Source organism: Streptomyces sp. NPDC050549 (assembly GCF_040655035.1).
Classification (GTDB): domain Bacteria; phylum Actinomycetota; class Actinomycetes; order Streptomycetales; family Streptomycetaceae; genus Streptomyces.
Genome location: NZ_JBFAJD010000009.1, coordinates 205,984 through 225,136 on the forward strand (window position 1 = coordinate 205,984; position 19,153 = coordinate 225,136).

The 19,153-nt window shown below is 68.6% G+C and carries 25 protein-coding genes; 8 read left to right on the plus strand and 17 right to left on the minus strand.

The window, feature by feature from the left end; translation table 11 throughout:
• On the minus strand, positions 1-750 hold the full coding sequence (locus AB0I51_RS16255; protein WP_362975475.1) for an A24 family peptidase: 750 nt from the start codon (positions 748-750) through the stop codon (positions 1-3).
• A 144-nt stretch (positions 751-894) separates the two neighbouring features.
• On the opposite strand from AB0I51_RS16255, the gene AB0I51_RS16260 reads away from it, so the two are divergent.
• Entirely contained in the window at positions 895-1,263 is a 369-nt protein-coding gene (locus AB0I51_RS16260; protein WP_362975476.1) for a DUF192 domain-containing protein, read from the plus strand.
• On the opposite strand, the gene AB0I51_RS16265 is transcribed toward AB0I51_RS16260, so the two are convergent.
• The 6 genes from AB0I51_RS16265 to AB0I51_RS16290 all read right to left on the minus strand — a co-directional run bounded on the left by AB0I51_RS16265 (position 1,205) and on the right by AB0I51_RS16290 (position 5,641).
• Positions 1,205-1,738 (minus strand): hypothetical protein, encoded by a 534-nt coding sequence (locus AB0I51_RS16265; protein ID WP_362975478.1) that lies wholly within the window; start codon positions 1,736-1,738, stop codon positions 1,205-1,207. The genes AB0I51_RS16260 and AB0I51_RS16265 overlap by 59 nt on opposite strands.
• Positions 1,739-1,758: 20 nt before the next feature.
• On the minus strand, positions 1,759-2,286 hold the full coding sequence (locus tag AB0I51_RS16270; protein ID WP_362975480.1) for a hypothetical protein: 528 nt from the start codon (positions 2,284-2,286) through the stop codon (positions 1,759-1,761).
• A 13-nt stretch (positions 2,287-2,299) separates the two neighbouring features.
• Positions 2,300-4,174 (minus strand): hypothetical protein, encoded by a 1,875-nt coding sequence (locus tag AB0I51_RS16275; protein ID WP_362975482.1) that lies wholly within the window; start codon positions 4,172-4,174, stop codon positions 2,300-2,302.
• Between the two features lie 333 nt (positions 4,175-4,507).
• The gene (locus AB0I51_RS16280) at positions 4,508-4,846 is read right to left on the minus strand and encodes a helix-turn-helix domain-containing protein (protein WP_362975484.1); all 339 of its coding nucleotides are present in this window, start codon (positions 4,844-4,846) and stop codon (positions 4,508-4,510) included.
• Positions 4,843-5,094, minus strand: coding sequence for a hypothetical protein (locus AB0I51_RS16285; protein ID WP_362975486.1), 252 nt, complete (start codon positions 5,092-5,094; stop codon positions 4,843-4,845). Before AB0I51_RS16285 ends, AB0I51_RS16280 begins: the two co-directional genes overlap by 4 nt.
• Positions 5,095-5,146: 52 nt before the next feature.
• Positions 5,147-5,641 (minus strand): ATP-binding protein, encoded by a 495-nt coding sequence (locus tag AB0I51_RS16290; protein ID WP_362975488.1) that lies wholly within the window; start codon positions 5,639-5,641, stop codon positions 5,147-5,149.
• A 268-nt stretch (positions 5,642-5,909) separates the two neighbouring features.
• On the opposite strand from AB0I51_RS16290, the gene AB0I51_RS16295 reads away from it, so the two are divergent.
• From AB0I51_RS16295 to AB0I51_RS16325, 7 genes are all read left to right on the plus strand, one after another.
• Entirely contained in the window at positions 5,910-6,761 is an 852-nt protein-coding gene (locus AB0I51_RS16295; protein ID WP_362975490.1) for a helix-turn-helix transcriptional regulator, read from the plus strand.
• A gap of 9 nt (positions 6,762-6,770) precedes the next feature.
• Positions 6,771-6,962 (plus strand): hypothetical protein, encoded by a 192-nt coding sequence (locus tag AB0I51_RS16300; RefSeq protein WP_362975492.1) that lies wholly within the window; start codon positions 6,771-6,773, stop codon positions 6,960-6,962.
• A 147-nt stretch (positions 6,963-7,109) separates the two neighbouring features.
• Positions 7,110-7,439 (plus strand): DUF4333 domain-containing protein, encoded by a 330-nt coding sequence (locus AB0I51_RS16305; RefSeq protein ID WP_362975494.1) that lies wholly within the window; start codon positions 7,110-7,112, stop codon positions 7,437-7,439.
• Positions 7,440-7,577: 138 nt separating this feature from the next.
• On the plus strand, positions 7,578-8,012 hold the full coding sequence (locus AB0I51_RS16310; protein WP_362975496.1) for a hypothetical protein: 435 nt from the start codon (positions 7,578-7,580) through the stop codon (positions 8,010-8,012).
• Positions 8,013-8,106: 94 nt separating this feature from the next.
• Positions 8,107-9,411, plus strand: a complete 1,305-nt coding sequence (locus AB0I51_RS16315; protein WP_362975498.1) for a hypothetical protein — start codon at positions 8,107-8,109, stop codon at positions 9,409-9,411.
• Between the two features lie 79 nt (positions 9,412-9,490).
• Positions 9,491-9,988 (plus strand): hypothetical protein, encoded by a 498-nt coding sequence (locus tag AB0I51_RS16320; protein ID WP_362975500.1) that lies wholly within the window; start codon positions 9,491-9,493, stop codon positions 9,986-9,988.
• 55 nt (positions 9,989-10,043) lie between these two features.
• Positions 10,044-10,556, plus strand: a complete 513-nt coding sequence (locus AB0I51_RS16325; protein ID WP_362975502.1) for a hypothetical protein — start codon at positions 10,044-10,046, stop codon at positions 10,554-10,556.
• A gap of 108 nt (positions 10,557-10,664) precedes the next feature.
• Here the strand turns inward: AB0I51_RS16325 and AB0I51_RS16330 are convergent, their stop codons facing one another.
• The 10 genes from AB0I51_RS16330 to AB0I51_RS16375 all read right to left on the minus strand — a co-directional run bounded on the left by AB0I51_RS16330 (position 10,665) and on the right by AB0I51_RS16375 (position 19,152).
• Positions 10,665-11,252, minus strand: coding sequence for an OmpA family protein (locus AB0I51_RS16330; RefSeq protein WP_362975625.1), 588 nt, complete (start codon positions 11,250-11,252; stop codon positions 10,665-10,667).
• 55 nt (positions 11,253-11,307) lie between these two features.
• Positions 11,308-11,889, minus strand: coding sequence for a hypothetical protein (locus tag AB0I51_RS16335; protein WP_362975504.1), 582 nt, complete (start codon positions 11,887-11,889; stop codon positions 11,308-11,310).
• A 34-nt stretch (positions 11,890-11,923) separates the two neighbouring features.
• Entirely contained in the window at positions 11,924-12,529 is a 606-nt protein-coding gene (locus AB0I51_RS16340; RefSeq protein ID WP_362975627.1) for a pilus assembly protein TadG-related protein, read from the minus strand.
• Complete coding sequence (locus tag AB0I51_RS16345) at positions 12,529-12,765, minus strand: hypothetical protein (protein WP_362975506.1); 237 nt, start codon at positions 12,763-12,765, stop codon at positions 12,529-12,531. The genes AB0I51_RS16340 and AB0I51_RS16345 overlap by 1 nt, the downstream gene beginning before the upstream one ends.
• Positions 12,766-12,913: 148 nt before the next feature.
• Positions 12,914-13,783 (minus strand): response regulator transcription factor, encoded by an 870-nt coding sequence (locus AB0I51_RS16350; protein WP_362975508.1) that lies wholly within the window; start codon positions 13,781-13,783, stop codon positions 12,914-12,916.
• A 59-nt stretch (positions 13,784-13,842) separates the two neighbouring features.
• The gene (locus AB0I51_RS16355; RefSeq protein ID WP_362975510.1) at positions 13,843-15,507 is read right to left on the minus strand and encodes a histidine kinase; all 1,665 of its coding nucleotides are present in this window, start codon (positions 15,505-15,507) and stop codon (positions 13,843-13,845) included.
• A gap of 20 nt (positions 15,508-15,527) precedes the next feature.
• On the minus strand, positions 15,528-16,418 hold the full coding sequence (locus AB0I51_RS16360; protein WP_362975512.1) for a DUF5936 domain-containing protein: 891 nt from the start codon (positions 16,416-16,418) through the stop codon (positions 15,528-15,530).
• Between the two features lie 13 nt (positions 16,419-16,431).
• Positions 16,432-17,373 (minus strand): type II secretion system F family protein, encoded by a 942-nt coding sequence (locus AB0I51_RS16365; protein ID WP_362975514.1) that lies wholly within the window; start codon positions 17,371-17,373, stop codon positions 16,432-16,434.
• 11 nt (positions 17,374-17,384) lie between these two features.
• Positions 17,385-18,725, minus strand: coding sequence for a CpaF family protein (locus AB0I51_RS16370; RefSeq protein ID WP_362975516.1), 1,341 nt, complete (start codon positions 18,723-18,725; stop codon positions 17,385-17,387).
• A gap of 49 nt (positions 18,726-18,774) precedes the next feature.
• On the minus strand, positions 18,775-19,152 hold the full coding sequence (locus AB0I51_RS16375; RefSeq protein WP_362975518.1) for a TadE/TadG family type IV pilus assembly protein: 378 nt from the start codon (positions 19,150-19,152) through the stop codon (positions 18,775-18,777).
• Position 19,153: the final 1 nt, after the last annotated feature.

A 19,153-nucleotide genomic window follows, 5' to 3' on the forward strand; every position in this document is an offset into this window, starting at 1 on the left:
TCACGCCACCGCGAACGCTCCCAGCACCACGCCCGTGAGCGCGCCGCCGAGCATGAACGGCCCCAGCGGGATCGCAGTCTTACGGCCCGCCCGGCGCAGGGCGACCATGCCGAGTCCGTACAGCGCGCCGTACAGCACTCCCGCGAAGGCCCCCGTGACGAGCACCGGCCAGCCGTACCAGCCGAGGGCCGTGCCGAGGGCGAGGGCGAGCTTCACATCGCCGAAGCCCATGCCGGCGGGGTTGATGAGATACAGCACCAAGTATCCGGCGCCGAGGGTGAGTCCACCGAGCAGGGCGGTGAGCCAGGAGCCGGCGCCGGCGGGCAGCAGGGCCGCGGCACCGAGGAGAGCGAGGGTGGCGGCGGCGAAGGGGAGGGTGAGGACGTCGGGGAGACGGTGCACCCGGTAGTCGACGAGCGCGAGAAGAACGGCGACGGGGGCGGCGAACAGCCAGACGACGAGTTCGGGGTGGGGGCCGGTGGCCGCGGCGAGGATCGCGCAGACGAGGGCGGTGACGGTGGATACGGCGGGGGTGCTGGGGCCGTAAGTGCTGATGTCGATGTCGCCGGTCCCCTTGCAGCGGGCGCGGCCCAGCCAGCCGTCGAACGGGCCCTTGATCAGGTGGCCGTCGGGGCAGTGTTCCTTCCAGGGTTCCTCGGCCTCGACGGAGAGGCGGTGGGCGGCGCGGGGCAGCAGGAGGCCCGACCACGCGCCCCACAGGGCACCCACGACGATCAGAATCAGGCGCACGCGGGGACGATATCCGGGTGGCGGCGGGCGGGACATGGGTCCGTGGGCCCATGTGGGGCCCAGTCAGGGACGGATACGGTCGGTCGACACCGGATGGGACGGCTGTGGATCCGGAGTGGCGGTGGCGCGGAGAGGTGGCCCGGTATGGGACGACGGTGGAGTGACGGGCGGGGGATGCTGATCGTGCGGGGGGCCGCGGGCGCGGTTGCCGTTCCGCTGGAGCTCGCGACCTCCTACCGGGCCCGCACGAAGGGGCTGCTCGGCCGGGACGGGATCGACGGGGCGATGCTGCTCTCACCGGCGAGCAGCGTGCACACGTTCCGGATGCGCTTCCCGATCGATGTGGCGTACCTGAACCGGAAGTTGGAGGTCATCGCCGTCCACACGATGAGGCCGGGGCGGCTGGGCCTGCCGCGGATCCGGTCCCGACATGTGCTGGAGGCGGAGGCGGGGGTCATGGCGGGGTGGGGGTTGGAGGTGGGAGCTGAGGTGACGGTGGAGACGGGGCCGTAGGGGGCAGGTCCGGTACCTGTGCTGCCACGTCGTAGACGCGGAACGGGTAGAGGACGGCATCCGCGCCGTAGCCCGTCTCGACCGGCTCGATGCTGCATCTGACCGTACGGCCGTCGGGGACCGCCGCCCAAGTGGCGCTCGGTGGGTAGGACTCGGCGGGGTAGAGGACCGAACTGCCCACCCTGGCCGCGAGACCGAGGGCGAGGTCCGCTTCCGTGAAGTCGCCGGCGGCCGGGGCGGTGACGGTGATGTCGAGGGAGAGCGCCAGGTCGCCCGGGGGCAGCGGGCAGTAGGTGCAGAGCACCGGGGCCGCCCAGTTCCGGTCTTCCTGGTCCCAGTCCTGGTGCGCCACGTCGACGGCCTCCTCGGGCAGGTCCAGCAAGTCCGCGAGGGCGCGGCGGAGTTCGGCGGGGCGCGGCTCCGCCACGAGGAGGAGGTTCGCGAGCAGCAGCGGGCGTTCTCCCAGCTCCTCCAACTTCCGCTTCCTTTCCCCGGTCAGGTCGTTCCGGGGCGGCGGGTCCCCGCGTTCCGGCCGGAGTGCTCCCCGTACTCCGCCTCCCAGCGGCGCATGTCCTCGGCGTTGCCGATTCTGATGCCGAAGGGCCACGCCGGATCGAAGAAGAGCCAGTAGCGGGACTCCAGTTCGAGGGCGAGGCATTTGACCACACCCTCCTCGGGGTTCGAGCCTGCATCCGTGAAGGCGCGGACCGCCGTGCAGCGGAGGCGGTCCCAGCTGTCGCCGAAGAGCTGTTCGCCCTGGGAGGCCAGGGCGAGTTCGTCGCCTTCCTCCTCGATGGCCGCGTAGAGGTCGACGCCGGCCAGGGTGACCCTGTCCACCACCCGGACCTCCAACTGGCCGTAGCCGCCGACCGATTCCAGGCGCAGGGCCCCTTCGTCGAGGAGGACGAAGACGACGAGCGGCTGGGGGACGAACCGGGACATCGTCTCGTCCCGGTCGATCCGGCCCGGCACCAGGACATCCGTGACGCGGCGCCGGCGGAGCACGTCCTCCGCGCTGCTCATTCCTGTCATTCGGTCACTCAGCCTTCTTGGTGATCTGGAGGGACGTGTCGAGGCCCTCGCCGGACTTCAGGACGGTCCAGAAGTCGCCGTTCTCGTGCAGGACGACGGTCACGCCCTTGCCACGGTAAATGAGGCCCTCCGCCTCGCCCTTCTTCAGCGTGCCCTTGCCGACGAGCTTGAACGTGCCGTTCTTGATGTTGGCCTCGATGTCCTGGAGGAAGCGCGGGCCGTCCTCCTTGAGCTTCTTGTACTTGGTGCCCAGCGCGTCCTCCAGCAGCTTCTTGTGGCGCAGGAAGTGGTCCTTGAACTTCTTGGGGTCGCCCTGGTTCACGGTCGGCTTCTTGGCCGCCTCGACCTCTTCCTTGGTCATCCGCCCGGCCGCCTCGTCGGCCTCGTCCGCCTGCTTACGGGCCTCCTCGGCCTCCTTCTCGGCGTCCTCGTCGCAGTCCTTGCCCTGAGCGAGTACGACATACGGCGAGCTACCGGCGGCCAGGACCGTGGTGCCCGTGCCGGTGCCGCCGAGCGTGCGGCCGCCGCTTTCGCCGTACGGGATCCGGTGGCTGGGTGCGCCGACCAGGCAGCCGGTCTGCCGGGCCTTCTTCTCCGCTGCCTCGGCCGCTTCGTCGGCCTCCTTGGCCGCCTTCTCGGCGCCCGCCACGTCCCCGGCCTTGGCCGCCTTCTTCGCGTCCTCCGCCGCCTTGGCCGCCTTCTCGGCGAGTTCGCCGAGCTTGCCCAACTTGCCGATCTTGCCCAGGTCGCCGACCTTTTCTACGATCTTGGCGCCGTCGTAGCCCGGGATGAAGAGGGAGCCGACGTTCCACAGGACGTGGGTGACGGCGCGGGTCTTGTCGCCGTTCTTCCAGTCCTTGGCGACGTCGTCGCCGATGAACACGTCGTAGAGGACCGTGCCTCCGGTCTTCACGGAGGCGCTGCCCCAGTCCCACAGGGCGCCGCCGTAGTCGCCGTCGGACCACTTCTTTCCGGCGTCCTTGGAGTTCTTGGACCAGTCGTCGCCGAGCTGTTTGCCGTAGTCGCCGATGCCCTTCACGGTGTCGATGGGGTGGCGGACCATGTCGTAGATACCGGTGAGGTCGCCCCAGACACCGTCCACGAAGAGGCCCTGGCCGACCTGTTTGACCTGGTCGCCGGCGCAGCCGAAGAAGGCGCCCACGCCGGAGAAGCAGCCGTCGTCGCTGCCGTCTCCGCCGCCCTTGTCGTCCTTCTTGTCGTCCTTCTTGTCGTCGGCGGGGGCGGGCTTGTCGGCGGCAGGAGCGGGCTTGTCGGCGCCCGTTGTGTCGGTCCCGGTGGTTGTGGTGCCGGTTCCGCAGGCCGTGCCGGTGACCTTGCAGACCTCCGACTGGATGCCGCTGAAGATCTGCGTGCCCAGGCCGGTGACCAGCAGGGCGGTGATGATGGCGGCGACGATCGCGATGAATCCGGCGTACTCCACCGCAGTCTGCCCCTCGTCCCGGCGCCAACGGATCAGCCGGGCAAGGGAGAACGGGCGGCGCTCGACGCGTTCCAGTCCGGCGAGGCCGTACCACTGGCGGCTCTCGGGGCGGAACAGGAGGAACGCGATGACGACCGGGAGGAAGAGCTGGAGGCCGCCGCGGGCGGATCCGGAGGTGAGGTTGACGACACCGCCGAGGATCAACCAGCCCTGTACGGCGAGGAGCCCGAGCCTGATCCGGGTCCCGCCCTCCCAGCTGCGGCGGGCCAGCCACCAGCCGAGGACGCCCGGCGCGGCGGCGTAGGCGACGAGGGCGACGACCTGGCCGTCGAGTGTGTCGTACGACGCGGCGGTCAGCAGGACGCCGAGGCCGCCGACGACGGTGACCGCGAGCAGTGCGTACACCAGCACCAGTGCGGTGGCGAGCGGGGCGGGCATCTCGCGCCGCCCGCTCGGTCCTGGCCGTGATATCCCGCCGACCGACGCCATGTCTCCCCCTGGGTGGCAACTCCCGCCGGTCTCACCGGCATTGGCCCACAACAGGGTTGAGGCTAGGGACGGTACGAGTGCCCGAGATGGGTCTGTGGGCCCAAATCGGTGCCCAATCCCCCGGTGGTTCCCTCGGTTCGAGACCCACCCCGAAGGCCACGGCTCTCCTACCTATGTCAAACGCTGGTGCGGCGGTGCCCGAACCGCTCGACCAACAGGGGCCACGCCCGGTCCATCACCTCGGCGTCGAAATCTGCTGGACGAGGTCACCCGCTCGGCCGCTCACGCCGCGTGGTCGTCGAACACGACTCTGTTGTGACCTTTCGCGACCACATGGAGGTCCACCGTGACATCGAGCGCTGTGGAAAGCCTGACCGGCAGATCCGCGGTGAGGGGGAGCATGCCGCCCAACTCGACTGCCTCAACGTCGTCCGTATTCATGCCGAGCCGCTCGCCCAGAACCGCTTGAGTAAGCCCCAGGGCCGTACGACGGTCGTAGACCAGTTGCCCCAGTTCGTGGGCAAGCCGGATCTGCTCACGCTCGGCGAGCACGTCAGGGGGCTCGACGTGGCCTTCCGCGGCTCGCCGTTCCCGCGACAGCTTCCAGCGGGTGTGGTTCACAGCTCCTCCCGGAACTCACGAGTGAACTCGTCATGGGCAGGTCCGTGCTCAGCTTCGCACAGCTCCTTCGCCAGCTTGGCGCGCTTGACGCCCTCTCCCAGGTTGCGGGAGTGCGGTTCACTCAAGGTCGTCGGAGACCCGCCCAGCAGCTCGGCTTTCTCCTCCACCTGACGGTAGTGCTGTGGAGGCAGGGTCTCCAGCCAGGCCCTCACCTCAGGCTCCAGTTCGATCACGTACGGCTCGGTCACTCCGCGAACGTAACGGGGCGCGCAAAGTGGGGACCCAGATCCCGGAGCGCTGTCACTCATACGTGCGTCCATGGCTCAAGTAACCCCGTGCGCCCGCGCGCGGCAGCACCGCCCACATCCGGGTCCCGCCGCCCGGCTCGCGCGCGTCGCCGAAACCCCAGTCGCCGGCGCAGGCCCGGACCACACAGGCCAGCACCCGCAGGGTCGCCTGGCGCCGAGCGTCACAGGCGGCGGAGAGGCGGGCGTGGGTGTGGCGGGGGTGCCCGTCGTAAAGGTTCACGCGCAGGGCGCCGTCGCGGTACCGGAGGGATACGTACACCTCGGCGGTCGGCGTGAACCGGCAGGCGCACGCGGCCAGTTCGCTCACCACCTGCACCGCGGCGTCGGTCACGTCCTGGAGGCCGTGGGCCCTCAGCACCGCGCGTGTCGCCGCGCGGGCGATCGATGGGGTGTGCGGGGCGGCGGGGAGAGTGAGGCTGTAGGCGAGGGTTTCGGGGGCCGGGGGTTCGGACGGCAGGTCGGCTCGGGTCGGGGTCGAGCAGGTCATGGCAACTCCCTTGGTCAGAGGGTGTGTTGTGGCTCCGCACGGTGGCCTGTCTCCCTGACGCGGGCCCACCCCTCCCAGGGGAGGAGATTGTGGGCGGGCACGCGTGATGCGCTTCCGTTGAGCGGAGGGGTCGTAGTCGATCCGTCACTGAATGTAGAGCTACACGTGGCACACGTGCCACGTATTCATGAATATTGCCTCCTTCGAGTTGGACCACTACGCCAGGCAGGGGGCAGACTGACCCTGACCAAACGGGAGGAAGATGCCGATGCCGACACGGCCCACACCCACCGAGCGACAGCGGCGCCTGGGGGCCGAGTTGCGGAAGATGCGGCTCGCGGCGGGCAAGACCACGGAGTACGCCGCCGGGCTGCTCGGGCTGGACCGTACGAAGGTGTCCAACATGGAGTCGGGCATCCGGGCCCTCTCCCCCGAGCGCATCCGGATACTCGCAAGCAACTACGACTGCGCGGACCAGGGATACATCGACGGGCTGGTCGCCATGGCCGACTCCCGGCAGCGCGGCTGGTGGGAGCAGTACCGGGGGAACCTGCCCCAAGGGCTGCTGGACGTAGCCGAGTTGGAGTGGTTCGCCACCCGGCTGCGAACCTTGCAGACCGTGCACGTCCCCGGACTCCTCCAGCTGAGCGGATACGCCCGCGCCGTCTTCGACGCCGCCCTACCTCCGTTGCCCGGATCGGAAGTGGAACTGCGGGTGGCCCAGCGCGTGCAGCGGCAACAAGTCCTGGAGCGGGACAACCCCGTCGAGTACGTCGCCTACGTCCACGAGTGGGCCCTGCGCATGCAGTTCGGCGGACGCCGTACGACTCGGGAGCAGCTCCTGCACCTGTGCGAGGTCTCCGAGCGGAAGAACGTCGAGGTGCAGGTCCTCACCGTCGAGGTCGGCGCGTTCCCCGGGGCGGGGCATGCGGTGCTGTACGCGGACGGTGCCGTCCCCCAACTCGACACCGTCCAACTGGACTCGGCTCACGGCGGCGAGTTCACTCACGCCGATGCCCAACTCGCCAAATACCGGGACCACATGGACTGGTGGCACGCCAAGTCACTGGACTCGCGGGCGTCACGAGACCTCATCCACAGCATCGCCCGTCAACTCTGAGGAGCCGTCATGGCCAAGATCACCTGGGAAGAGCCCTTCTGCGCCGAAGGCAACAACTGCTTCCGCATAGGCACCGACACCGAAGGCAACGCCTACATCGCGGTCGCCGGACAGGAGGACCAGTACCTCACCGACAGCCGCGATGCGCTCCGCACCCTCATCCGGGACATCAAGGCGGGGAAAGCTGACCACTTGTTGTAGAGGGGGCTTTCGACGGTCGAGTCGTTTCGAGCCGTCTGCCCAGACCATTCAGGCCTGGCAGTACGGCGCCTCGTATGCTCTTCCGGTCTTCTCACCCGACCTGCCGACCAGGAGTACACGATGTTCAAAGTCTCGATGACCACAGGCATGTCGATCCTCGCGGCCATCGCGGCCAGCACGCTGCTGTTGGGCTGTTCGGCTTCCGTCGAGGTCAAGAAGTCCACGTCGCCGAAGCTGTCCGCGGACAAGCTTTCCAGCACGCTCTCCGAAAAGCTCGCCGCCGTCACAGGGCAGTCGAAACCGGATGTCTCCTGCCCCGAGGACCTCGTCGGAAAGATCGGCACCACCTCGCGCTGCACGCTCACGGCGGACGACGGCAGCACCTTGGGTGTGACGGTCAAGGTCACCTCTGTCAGCGGCGGCCAGATCCACTACGACTTCAAAGCCGACGACAAGGCTTCTCCGGCCTCGAACTAACCAGCGACCACGGATAGTTGAACCCGATTCCGTTATGCGAGCGAGGGAACAAAGCCACTACGGTAGCGATCGGATCGTCGTGGTCGGGATACACGCCGTACCAGCACTGGAAAGCGGTAGCGCGATAGGGTAAGGCTGATGACAGGGGCGGATCCGAACAGCAGCGCGACGACACAACCCATCGGGATGCGGCTGAACCAGATGCCGGGCGATGTCGGAGGCTCCCCGACTTCTCAGGGACTGCCCGACGGTCAGAAAAAGCTCGTTTCCTCACCGGCCCAGAAACAGGCAGCGGCCAACGCCCTTGAGCAGCGCATCGAGCCCGACACACGCAAAGCCGCAGGCCACGCGGACACGGAAACCAACGGGGCGGTCAAGGAATTCCGCGACGGATGGCGCGCCTCGGGAGCGCTGAAAAAGGCTCATACGGCCTGGGGGGACCAGGTGACAAACCTGATGAACAAGCTCGGATCGGACAAGGCAGCGCTGCGCAGCACCACTACCACATTGCAGACCACGGACTTCCAGGTCGGGTCGGACACAAACGCGATGTCGGCACTCTCCGGGTACTGACGGGCACGCCACGGGGCTCAGTTAGGCCGCGACCTCGACTCGCAGACAGCTTGGCAATGACAACAAGGAAGCCGTGCCGACGTATCGCGAGATCATGACGACCGATCTGTCCACGCTCACAACAGCCTCAGAGCGCTGGGACGAAATGGCGAAGGAACTCCACAAGCAGGAGTCCGCCTACCGACGGGACGTCTACGGCATCACCCTGAGTCCGGGCTGGTCGGGGTTGAGCGCGGACGCGGCGAGCGGACGCTTCGACGCCACGCTCAAGCAGTTCCAGGCCGCGCAGGTCGAGGCCAAGGCAGTGGCCTCACTGCTGCGTGAGGCGCACACGGACTTCACGAGTCTCCGAAAGAAACTGGAGTCTGCCCGAGAGGACGCTGTCAAGGCGGGCATGACGGTCTCGGAGCAAGGCGTGGTCTCCTACGACACCACGAAGCTGAGCGAGGGCCAGCGCACAGCCTTGCACCACGACCCCGACTACCAGCACACAGTGGGCCAGACTGTCGTCTCATGGCAGGCGGAGCTCGATCGGCTCGTGAAGGCGGTGAGCGACACCGACACCGAAGTCGAGAATGCCCTCACTCGGGTGGTGATCGACTCCGATGTCAGCGACGGCACACTTACTGGCTTCAACAGTCAAGCCCACGGCAACATCAAGACCTACGAGGACGAGGCCAGGCGCGAAGCTGCCCGGACCAAACCCGACGGTTGGAAGTCCAAGGGTAAGACCGAGGCATCCGGCCTCGGCGCGGGGGCGAGTGCGGAGGGACCGGACATCGCATCCGGCAAACTCGGCGAGGCGGAGGCACACGCCGACCTGGGCAGCGCGAGCGGAGAGGGCTCCCTCACCAGAGGGCCGTGGACACTCGACGGAAAGGCCGATGCCTACGCCGGCGCGAAGGGCGCCGCCAGCGGCGGCATCTCCCAGAGCGGCCCGCAAGGAGACGCGAGCGCCTTCGCGGGGACTGAGGGCTCCTCCGAGGGAAAAGTCAATGTCGGCCCGTTTGGCGTGTCCGCGAAAGCCGAGGCCACAGCGGGTGCCGAGGCCAACCTGAATGCAGGGGGCGGCAAAGAGGGTGTGCACGTGGGTGGCGACGCCTTCGCGGGCGCCAAGGGCGGCGGCGGGTTCGGTGCTGATCTCGGCGGAGTCTCGGCGGGCTTCTCTGCCGAAGGGTGGGCCGGTCCCGGTGTCGAGGCAAGCCTGGATCTTGGCAAGAACAACGAAGACGTGTGGGAATTCAGCACCAAAGTCGGTCTCTCCCCCGCCCTTGGCGGAGAAGTGGGCTTCGACTTCAGTGTCGACCCGGACAAGGTCGCCGACACTGCGGGTGACCTGGCCGACGCCGTGGGACATGGTGTGAGTTCGTTCGGGCATGCGGTCACCAGCGTGTTCTGAAGCCCTCACCGACGTGCTCTGAACCATCGCTCACGCGGCCCGGCGCCGCGGATGCGCCTTCGGAGGAAGGAACCTCTCTATGCCGACGACCCTGCCGATCCCGATTCAGTTCGAAGTACCTCAAGGCTGGCGAGCAGCTCCTCCGGACGAAGTCGGCGCACCCGGCGCGGCGTTCGTCGCCGTCCATCTGCTGTCGGACACCGGCTTCACCTCGAACATCACAGTCGACGGCGAGTACCGTCCCGACACGGCGACGCTGCCCCGCATCGCCGACGAGTCGGTGAGTCTCATGAGTGAATCCGTCGCGTCGATCAGAGTCACCGACCGACGTGAGACCGGCTCCGCGGGTGCTCCTGGCCTCACTCAGACCCTGGCCTTCTCGGTCGTCCTCGGTCGGCGAAGCCACGACCTCCTCCAGTCCCAGGTGTACCTTTCCCTGCTCGACGTCAACGATCCGCACAAGCGGGCCGTGATCCGCCTGATGCTCACCTCCACCGCTTCGCGGCATCTCGCTCTGCTGGATGACTTCCGGAGCGTGGTGCGAACCATCCGTCCGGACGAGAGTGCAACGCCGTAGTCTCCTAGGGGAGACGACGCTTGTGCCGCCGTCCCAGCCTTCATAGGTTGGCCTCATGGGACTCTTCGACAAACTCACCGGCACCCAGCACCCAGCCGAAGGGGTGTCACCAGTCCCGGCGCTGGACTTGCGGGAGGCACTGCTCGGGCTCAACCAGCCCGAGGTGCCCTACGTCATCCGCTACGGCGGCGGCGAGCAGTGCGACCTGCTCTCGGAGTGGCGGTTGACGGAACCAGCCTGGCAGCAGGTCTTCGTCCGGTCCCAGATCAGTCACGCTCTCCGGATCCGGATGCGGCTGGACCACAAGGAGCACGAGGTGCGCGCCCTTGAGGAACAGTGGGAGGTGAGCCGAGTCGGTACTCCGACGAGGCTCCAGGTGACATCGGAGTACACACGCGGACCGAGCCGAACCGTCAGCCGTCGGTGGACCGTAGAGCGTGGTGCCGGCGGTCACCTGGAGGCGACGGAGACCTTCCGCTTCGACAGCGCCGACATGCGCGAGCCCCTGCGCGACACCGTTCTCAGGTCCGGCTGGACCTGGCGGGGAGTGGTCTTCGGCAAGCTGTGAGGTTCGGACAACGGGAAGATCCGGGCCGGCTTTGACGACTGGCGTCAGGCCTTGCAGAGGCCAGGTGGCCCAGATCTTCCAAGCGCCCTGTCGAGGCGGGGGAAGCGGTCAGCTCTCCGTGCGCGGGAAAGTCACCTCGACCCTTCGGTTCTTCTTGCGGCCCGCCTCCGTCGAGTTGTCGGCGATCGGGTACTGCTCGCCGTAGCCGCGTACTTCGAAGGTGATGTTCGGGTCGTTCAGGTCCGCGTCCAGGACGGCCTGTACGGCGTCGGCGCGCTGCTTGGAGAGGACGTCGCCGTGGGCCGAGGAGCCGAGGTTGTCGGTGAAGCCGAAGACGCGGACCGTGGTCGCGTTCTGCTTCTTGATCTCCGCGGCGATCGCGTCGATACGGGACTTCGCAGCGGCGCTCAGCTTGGAGCTGTCCTTGCTGAAGAGGACCTCGGCCTGAAGGGCGAAGGTCACGTCCGAGTTGGTGTCCTCCCGGCGTTCCTCGCCGCCCTGGTCCTCCACGACCGACTTGATGTCCAGGACCTTGGGGGCGGCGAGCGTGGCGCCCTCGGGGAGCTTCAGGTCCGGGTCGTTCGGGTCGACCTGCACCGGGGCGGAGGCGGAGACCTCGGTGCCCGGGGGGACGCTGGGGCTCGGGGTGTCGTCAGCGTGGGCGGTGACCGCGCCGACGATGTTCGCGGCGACCATGAGGGTGGCGGCGGTGACGACTAGGGGGAGGCGGCGGGTGGTGGTCACGGCCGCCTCACCCAGAGATCTTGATCGTACCGACGGAGAACGTCGGTAGTTCGAAGGAGACTTCGGTGGTGCTCGAAGGGGGTGCGGGGAACTGCATGAAGACGTCGAGGCTGTCGCCCGCCTTGATCGTCGTGAAGCCCGTGGTCGTCAGCGGACGGCCGTCCGTGTCCCGCAGCACGTAGTACCGCTTCTTGCTCTTCGAGTCGATTAGCGTGGCGCCGCCCAGCGACGGACCATTCTTGATGATCTCGGTCTCGTTGCCGCTCAGCGCGGACGGAATCACCAGGGTCTTGTCCCCGTCATTCTTCAGATCGCCGTTCACCGTGACGAAGCCGCCGGAGTCCCGCTGGGCCGAAGTGAGCTGCAGAAGCAGGCCGTTGGAGCCTTTCAGCTCGGCCAGGGGCTCGTCCGACTGCCCCTCCTGAGCGCTTGGATCGGATCCACCGCTGCTCTTGGAGGCCGACGCCGACGTGTCCGGCCTCTTGTCGTCGCCGCCACTCCCACAGCCGGCCGCGCCGAGGGCCAGACCGGCCGCGACAGCCAGCGCGACCGTCCCCCTGCGGGCCGTCGAAGTGAACCAAATCCTCATGACTCTGCTTCCTTCATCACTCGTCGTTCGCTTGTCAGTCGGCCAGGTGGACGTCGAAAAGGTCCTCGGGTCCGGGGAGATCGGTGAGGTGGAGCGGGTCTAGGTCCCACTCTTTGCCGCCCTTGCAAGTGAGCTTCGGCAGCACGTTCTCACCGGCGTCCACAATGAGGGGTGGGAACGTGCACAGCGCCTCGATCTCGGCAGTGGCATGGGCTTTCGAGTAGGTGCTCTCCGTACCGGGGATGATCGAGTCTCCGACCGGCTTGTCGCTCTCGACACCGATCGTGTACTCCAAGGGCAGCCCCGCAGGCGGCAGACAACTGGTCACGTGGGCCTTGTTCTGCGCCGCGAGCTGACCGGCCCGCCCGCACGAATCGACGAGCCCCGCGATGTCGCCGTCGAAGATCTCCTGCCACTTCGTCGGGTCGAGTACGTCCTTCACCCACTCGCCCGCGAGCTGTTCCCGGGTGTCCTGGGCCGCCGCGAGGGCCGCCGCGTCGGCGGCCGTCTGGGCACCGCTCCGGTTCACCGCGGCCTGGCCGACCGCTACGTAGGCGAACGCGAGGAAGAGCAGACCCGCCACCACCGTGATGTAGATGGGGAAGGCCTGCCCTGCGTCGCTGGACCTACCGGTCCGTATCAACCGCCGGTGACTTCGGAGATCTTGCTCGTGATCGCGTCCTTGATGGACTGACCGATGGACGTACCCGTGATCGCCAGCACGATCGCCACGACCACCGCGATGATGCCCAGGTACTCCACCGCCGTCTGCCCCTTGTCGCCCGCACGGCGCTGCAGAGCCTCGACGGTCGTGTTCTTCCAGCCGTTCACTCGCGCCTTGGTCGCGACGGCGGTCTTCAGCATCAGGTCGCTCATGGTGTTCCCCTCCGAGTGACGCGTTACCGGCTTCCTCGTCGCCGGTGCCGCTTTCGACATGAGAACGGTATGCCTCAACACCTGTTTCGCCAGAGGGCCCCAGGGCCCAATCCCGGGCCCAATCGGTGTCTCGTCCCGCCATCACAGGTCACCCCAGCCCTCTGGCCGAACCCGGCGCCGTACCCAGCCACTTGGCCGCCGCCTCGGAGCGGCTGGTGCTGTGGAGTTTGGCGAAGATGCGGTTGATGTGGTTCTTGACGGTCTTCTCGGAGATGAAGCAGGTGGCGGCGATCTGCTGGTTGGTCATGCCGGACGCGATGTGGTCCATGATCTCCGCCTCCCTCGCGCTCAGTTGGAACCGTGACCTGTCCGACGACAACTGTCCCACATTCGGTTGCAGTTGCGAAAGCCCTTTGCTTGAAGTCAGTGATGGCATGGATGTAGAGGGTTCCATCACGTGTGCATTCGCACTTAGTTGAGGCTCGTATGAGCCCAGTCCCTCCGGCAGTGCCGGGCCCGTACGCTCCTGGCGCAGTCGGGCCAGGAGCGCTCCCGCCGCCGACGGTGTGAAGTGGGCCCTGCCCTGCCTGATGTCCCTTACGGCGGCGACCAGTTCGTCCGCCGTGAACTCGCCGTGGACCAGATAACCGCCCGCCCCTCGGCGCAGCGCCTCCTGGACGATCTCCGACTCCCTGCTGTACGTGAGCATCACGACCGGGGCGATCCCCACCAGGTACGGGAGCGCGGAGATGCCGTCCACGCCGGGCATGCGTACGTCCAGGAGGACCACGTCGGGGCGGTGCAGCCGGGCCGCCTCGTAGGCCTCGCGGCCGTCCGCCGCCTCCGCCACGACCGTGATGTCCGCGCGGCCCGAGAGGAGTGCCGTGAGGCCGGCCCGGACCACCGGGTTGTCGTCGGCCACCACCACCCGAAGGGGTGAACTCGGCGTGGGCTGCGGGAAGTTCGGGAACGGGTTCGGCTGCGGCGCGCCGGGGTGGGGCGTCGTGTGGTCCGGCATGGCTGCCTCCTCTCGGGTCGTCGTGTGTGGGGGGATGGGGAAGGAAGCTTCGAGTCCCGCTACGTCTTCGCCGTCAGGGCTTCCAGCGGGAGTTCCAGGCGGACCTCCGTGCCCTGGGGGTGACCGCCCCGGCCGATGCGGATGCGGGCGCCCACCGACGCGGCCCGCTCGACCATGCCGACCAGGCCGAAGTGGCCCGCCCTGCGCAGCTGTTCGAGGGTCGTGCCGGGAGGGAGGCCGCGGCCGTCGTCGTAGACGCTGATGCGGAGGAGGTTGTCGTGGACTCCGGCCTGTACGTCGACCTTGGTGGGGGTCGCGTGGCGGTGGGCGTTCTCCATCGCTTCCGTCGCGATGGTGAGGAGCTGGCGGGCCACGGCGGGCGGGACCGGTGGCACGCCGTGTTCGCCGGTGGGGCGGTAGGTCGTGGGCAGGCCGGTTCTGGTGCTGAAGTCCCTGGTGCGGGCGGCCAGTTCGACGAGTACGTCCGTGCCCTCGCCCGGGTCGGACTCGCGGCGCAGGTCCGCCAGGAGTTCGCGGGACTCCGCGGCGGCCCGGCGTGCCGAGCGGGCCACCAGTTCCGCCTGCTGTTTCACCAGGGCCGGGTCCATGCGGTCCGCGCCCGCCGAGCCCACCAGGCCGTCCGCCGCGAGTGCCACGCCGTGCAGGGTCTTCGCCACCGAGTCGTGCAACTCGCGGGCCAGGCGGGCCCGTTCGGCGCCCACCGCCTCTGTTACGGCCAGCCTCGCCTGGACCGTCGTCAACGCCGTCGTCGCTTCGCCGAAGCGGAGCATCAGGTTGCGCAGGGTCACTCCCACCGCGCCGGCGATCACGCACAGGCCGGGGAGGAGGGAGGCTTCCGCGACGCCCCGGTGGGCGTCGGCCGCGGCGGTCTGCGCCAGGAGCAGGATCACGGCCTGGAGACCGGCGAAGCAGCCGGCGCCGCGCCAGCCGTAGACGATGCCGGCGAGCAGGGGGGTGCAGACGCTGACGTAGGCGAGGGTGCTGGTGGGGCCGGCGGAGATGAGGAGCAGGGCGGCGAAGAGGGTGTCCAGGGCCAGGAGGGAGGGGTGGCGGAGGAGGAGGGGGCCGAAGCGTTCCCAGTCCCTGAAGAGGACGTAGGAGGCCATGAAGGTGACGACGACGGCTGCGCCCACGAGGCGGGTGGCCACGCCGGGGTTGGCGTTGAGGAGGGCGGAGGGGGCGGCGAGGGCGATCATCGCGAGGCGGAAGCCGAACACCTGCCGGCACATGGCTTGTAGGGCGCTGATCTGGATGGGGAGAGCCACGCCCCGGCCTTCGGCCGGGATCGTTTTCCCACCCGCACGGTCCGTGGCACTTTCGTCGTCGGGTGCGGGCGGCCCCTGTGGGGCGCCCTCGCCGTCGGCGGCCAGCCGTACGTCCTCAGGCATCCGTCCGCCGCCGTCAGGCATCAGACCGCCGCCGCCGGCCGGCTGCCCCGCCTTCGGCATCCCCGACACCGCCGGCCGCTGCGTCGGTACCGCGGGCAGCCTCGCCCCCGGTCCCCCCGGTCCCCCCGGTCCCCCCGGCCCCACCGGTGTCCACCCCGGCGGCAACGCAGGCGTCACCGTCGTAACCGGTATGTCCGTTGCCCCGGACCGCACGTGGTCGGGCAGGACGGTTCCCGCCGGCGGTGTCGTGATCTCCGCCGGTTTGGGGCGCCGTCGCAGCAGTCTCGTACGGTTCCGTTCCTCCGTCGTCGCCATCCGCCCGTCGCCCCCGTCCCCTACTTGCCCGTGATCGTGCTGAAGTCCGTGCCGGAGCCGAGCAGCAGGCCCGCGCCGAGGAGCAGCATCGTGGCCGGGACCATGAACGTGGTGATCATCATCGTGGCCTTGGGGACCGCACGAGCCGCCTTCCTCCGCGCGTTCTGCGCGTCCGTGCGGCGCATGTCCTTCGCCAGGGCGACCAGCGTGTCGACGATCGGCGCGCCCAGCTCCTCGCCCTGCTGCAACGCCGTGACGAACATGGCGACCTGCTCGCTGTCGTTGCGCCGCCGCAGTTCCGCGAACGCGGCACGACGGCTCATGCCGAGGTCCATCTGGCGGAGGGTGATGCGGAGTTCGTCCGCCCAGGGGCCCTCGTACTTCGAGGCGACCCGGTCCAGGGCCTGACGGAAGCCGAGGCCCGCGCTCACCACCACCGCCAGTACGTCGAGGAAGTCGGGCAGGGTCCGTTCGATCACGTCCTTGCGGATGCGGATCGCCGACCAGATGCCGACCTCCGTCCAGAACGCGCCGAAGGCGAAGAGGATCAGGGCAAGGAGGTAGTTCCCTTTCGCCAGGAACACCAGGCCGCCGACGCCCCCGAGGAAGCCGTACACCGCCCGCCGCGCCGCGTAGCGGTCGAGGGTCAGGCCGCCGGGGTTGCCCGCGAGGTCGATCTTGCGGCGGTACTTGGCGACCTGCTTGGGGCCCATCAGGCGCAGCACCGTCGGGGCGTAGCGCATGCCCATGCGGTCGATGAGGGAGTCGACCGCGCCGGTGCGGGTCGAGCCGACCTCCAGTGCCAGGACCAGGTCGGTCGGGAGCTTCGCGTCCGCGCGGTACATGCGGATGCCGGCGAAGATCCCCCACACGCTGAGGCCCATGACCAGTCCGAGGACTATTGCCGTCATCAGGTCCCCCCTCTCAGACGTCGATGCGGGACAGGCGGCGGATGAGGACGAAGCCGACCGCGTACAGCCCGAACGCGATGATCACGCAGGCCTGGCCGATCGGGGAGCCCGTCATCCGTTCCAGGGCACCGGGTTTCACGCCGTTCATGAGGAAGAGGGCGCCCACGCCCATCACCGGAACGGCGTACGAGGTCATGTTGACCTGGGAGAGCTGGGTGCGTACCTCGCGGCGGGTCTCCTTGCGTTCCTCCAGGGTCTCGGTGAGGTTGCGCAGGGCGCTGACCACCTGACCGCCGGCCCGGTTGGAGAGCACCAACGTCGTGACGAGGACGACGAGTTCACGGGACGGGAGGCGGTCCGCCAGCTCGCCCAGCGCGTCGTCCATCGAGGCGCCGACGGCCAACTGGTTGGCCACCTTGGCGAGTTCCTCCCCGGCCGGTGCCTCCAGTTCCTCCGCCGCCATGCTGATCGAGGTGCGCAGGGCGAGTCCCGCGTGGGTCGCGTTGGCCATGATGCGGGCCAGTTCGGGGAGTTGGTTGATGAACTTCTCGATGCGTTTCTGGCGCTGCCAGTTGAGGAACTGGATCGCCACCCCGATGCCGAGCAGCCCCGCGATCGGCCCGAAGAAGGGCGCCAGGGAGGCCTGGCCGATCAGCCAGAGGGCGGCCACCGTGGCCAGCATGTAGACGAAGAACTCGCCCGGCGTCATGTCCAACCCGGTTGCCGCCAGCCGCAGTTCGAGCTTGCGGCCGAGACGGGTGCGGCGCAGTCTGCGGTCCAGGCCGCGGAAACGGCGGGCGCGGCCGAGCGGGATCTGTCCGGTCGACGACAGCCGGTCGACCAGGGCCGCGCGCTGTGCCCTGCCCGTAACGTAGGCGTGCACGCCGGCGACACCCAGGACGCAGGTCAGCAGGGTGATGCCGGTGGTGAGCGTGACGATCGTCTGGAGATCCATGGGGTCGGTCCCTACCTGCTGGCTTCTCTGAGGGCTAGGTGTTCCGTGCTCTGGGCGACGCCGAAGGCCTGCGGCAGGGGCTGGCTCGCCATGTAGAGGCGGTCGGCGGTGCGGCGCGAGAGCGGGAAGTACTCGAAGACGCCGTAGATCCGGCCGTCGGCCGCTATGGGCTGCGGGCTGAAGCGGGCGACCGTGGCCAGGCGGTACGGCTCGCTGCCGTGGCTGTCGAGGAGGGCGATCTCGGTGATGCGGCGGGCGCCGTCGGCGAAGCGGGTGAGCTGGATGATGACGTCGATGGCGCTGTTGATCTGGTCGTGCAGCGCCTCGAAGGGGATCTCGACCTCGGACATGGACGCCAGAGTCTTGAGGCGCATCAGCGCGTCCTCCGCGCTGTTGGCGTGGACCGTCGCGAGGGAGCCGTCGTGGCCCGTGGACATCGCCTGGAGCATGTCGAGGGACTCGCCGCCTCGGACCTCTCCTACGACGATGCGGTCGGGGCGCATGCGGAGGGAGTTGCGGACGAGGTCGCGGATGGTGACCTGGCCCTTGCCCTCGACGTTCGGGGGGCGGGCCTCCAGCCGGATCACGTGCGACTGCTGGAGCTGGAGTTCGGCGGAGTCCTCGATGGTGATGATGCGTTCGGTCTCCGGGATCAGACCCGAGAGGGCGTTGAGGAGGGTGGTCTTCCCGGTGCCGGTGGCGCCCGACACGATGATGTTGAACTTGGCGTGCACCAACCCCGCGAGCAGGTACAGCATGTGCTCGTCGAGCGAGCCGAAGCCGACCATCTCCTGGAGGGTGAAGGAGCGCGGGAAGCGGCGGATGGTGAGGGTGGCGCCCGTCAACGACAGGGGCGGGATGATCACGTTGACGCGCTCGCCGGACGGCAGTCGCGCGTCGACCATCGGATTCGACTCGTCCACCCGGCGGTTGACCGTCGACACGATCCGCTCGATCGTCTGCATCAGCTGGTCGTGGGAGGGGAAGCGCAGCGGCAACTGCTCGACCCGGCCGCCGCGTTCGACGAAGATCGCGTCCGGGCCGTTCACCATGATCTCGGTGATCGACGCGTCTTCGAGGAGCGGTTCGAGAATGCCCAGGCCGAGTGCCTCGTCGACGACCCGGCGGATCAGCTGCGCGCGCTCGACCGTCGACAGGACCGGGCCCTCACGGCTGATGATGTGCCCGAGCACCCGCTCCAGGCGGGCCCGTCGCTCGGCGGCGGCCAGCGCGCTCATCTCCGCGAGGTCGATCTCCTCCAGGAGTTTGGCGCGGTACGAGGCGACCATGTGGCCTTCCTCGCCCCGATGGCCGTTCTCCTCGGGATGGTTGACGCGTTCCCGCAGACCCATGAGTGCTGTGCTCCTCGCTCCTTGTTCGGTCGAGCCCTGTTGTTCGGTGTCAGTGGTCGAGCGGCATGGTGGCGGTCTTGCTGGCGTTTCCGAAGCCGTCGTAGCCGGGGATGACGGACGGGATGTGGATGGAGGCGGTGACGGTGACCGTGTCGCCGCCGAACGTGGCCGGACAGCCGACGACCGTGAGCCCGGAGCTGACCGCGTCGCTGCAGGCCGGCTGTGCGCCCTGCCGGAGCGAGGCGCTGCGCGCGCCCGCCCGGGCCGCCGTCCCCGCCTGCTCCGCGGTGTAGGCGATCAGCCCCAGCTGTACGGCGGCCAGGGTGACGAGGATCAGGATCGGGATGAACCCGAGGTACTCGATGGCGACTTGACCGCGGTCGCGCGCTGCACGGTCGTAGGACATCGCGGTTCGTCCGTGGGACATC

Bases quoted from the DNA above. Each gene is read 5' to 3' on its own strand.
- AB0I51_RS16305 (WP_362975494.1), top strand. From the start codon at position 7,110: ATGTCGATCCTCGCGGCCATCGCGGCCAGCACGCTGCTGTTGGGCTGT.
- AB0I51_RS16315 (WP_362975498.1), top strand. From the start codon at position 8,107: ATGACGACCGATCTGTCCACGCTCACAACAGCCTCAGAGCGCTGGGAC.
- AB0I51_RS16330 (WP_362975625.1), bottom strand. From the start codon at position 11,252: ATGGTCGCCGCGAACATCGTCGGCGCGGTCACCGCCCACGCTGACGAC.
- AB0I51_RS16345 (WP_362975506.1), bottom strand. From the start codon at position 12,765: ATGAGCGACCTGATGCTGAAGACCGCCGTCGCGACCAAGGCGCGAGTG.
- AB0I51_RS16290 (WP_362975488.1), bottom strand. From the start codon at position 5,641: ATGACCTGCTCGACCCCGACCCGAGCCGACCTGCCGTCCGAACCCCCG.
- AB0I51_RS16270 (WP_362975480.1), bottom strand. From the start codon at position 2,286: ATGAGCAGCGCGGAGGACGTGCTCCGCCGGCGCCGCGTCACGGATGTC.
- AB0I51_RS16355 (WP_362975510.1), bottom strand. From the start codon at position 15,507: ATGGCGACGACGGAGGAACGGAACCGTACGAGACTGCTGCGACGGCGC.
- AB0I51_RS16275 (WP_362975482.1), bottom strand. From the start codon at position 4,174: ATGCCCGCCCCGCTCGCCACCGCACTGGTGCTGGTGTACGCACTGCTC.
- AB0I51_RS16320 (WP_362975500.1), top strand. From the start codon at position 9,491: ATGCCGACGACCCTGCCGATCCCGATTCAGTTCGAAGTACCTCAAGGC.
- AB0I51_RS16350 (WP_362975508.1), bottom strand. From the start codon at position 13,783: ATGCCGGACCACACGACGCCCCACCCCGGCGCGCCGCAGCCGAACCCG.
- AB0I51_RS16260 (WP_362975476.1), top strand. From the start codon at position 895: ATGGGACGACGGTGGAGTGACGGGCGGGGGATGCTGATCGTGCGGGGG.
- AB0I51_RS16325 (WP_362975502.1), top strand. From the start codon at position 10,044: ATGGGACTCTTCGACAAACTCACCGGCACCCAGCACCCAGCCGAAGGG.
- AB0I51_RS16360 (WP_362975512.1), bottom strand. From the start codon at position 16,418: ATGACGGCAATAGTCCTCGGACTGGTCATGGGCCTCAGCGTGTGGGGG.
- AB0I51_RS16335 (WP_362975504.1), bottom strand. From the start codon at position 11,889: ATGAGGATTTGGTTCACTTCGACGGCCCGCAGGGGGACGGTCGCGCTG.
- AB0I51_RS16375 (WP_362975518.1), bottom strand. From the start codon at position 19,152: ATGTCCCACGGACGAACCGCGATGTCCTACGACCGTGCAGCGCGCGAC.
- AB0I51_RS16310 (WP_362975496.1), top strand. From the start codon at position 7,578: ATGACAGGGGCGGATCCGAACAGCAGCGCGACGACACAACCCATCGGG.
- AB0I51_RS16370 (WP_362975516.1), bottom strand. From the start codon at position 18,725: ATGGGTCTGCGGGAACGCGTCAACCATCCCGAGGAGAACGGCCATCGG.
- AB0I51_RS16300 (WP_362975492.1), top strand. From the start codon at position 6,771: ATGGCCAAGATCACCTGGGAAGAGCCCTTCTGCGCCGAAGGCAACAAC.
- AB0I51_RS16295 (WP_362975490.1), top strand. From the start codon at position 5,910: ATGCCGACACGGCCCACACCCACCGAGCGACAGCGGCGCCTGGGGGCC.
- AB0I51_RS16365 (WP_362975514.1), bottom strand. From the start codon at position 17,373: ATGGATCTCCAGACGATCGTCACGCTCACCACCGGCATCACCCTGCTG.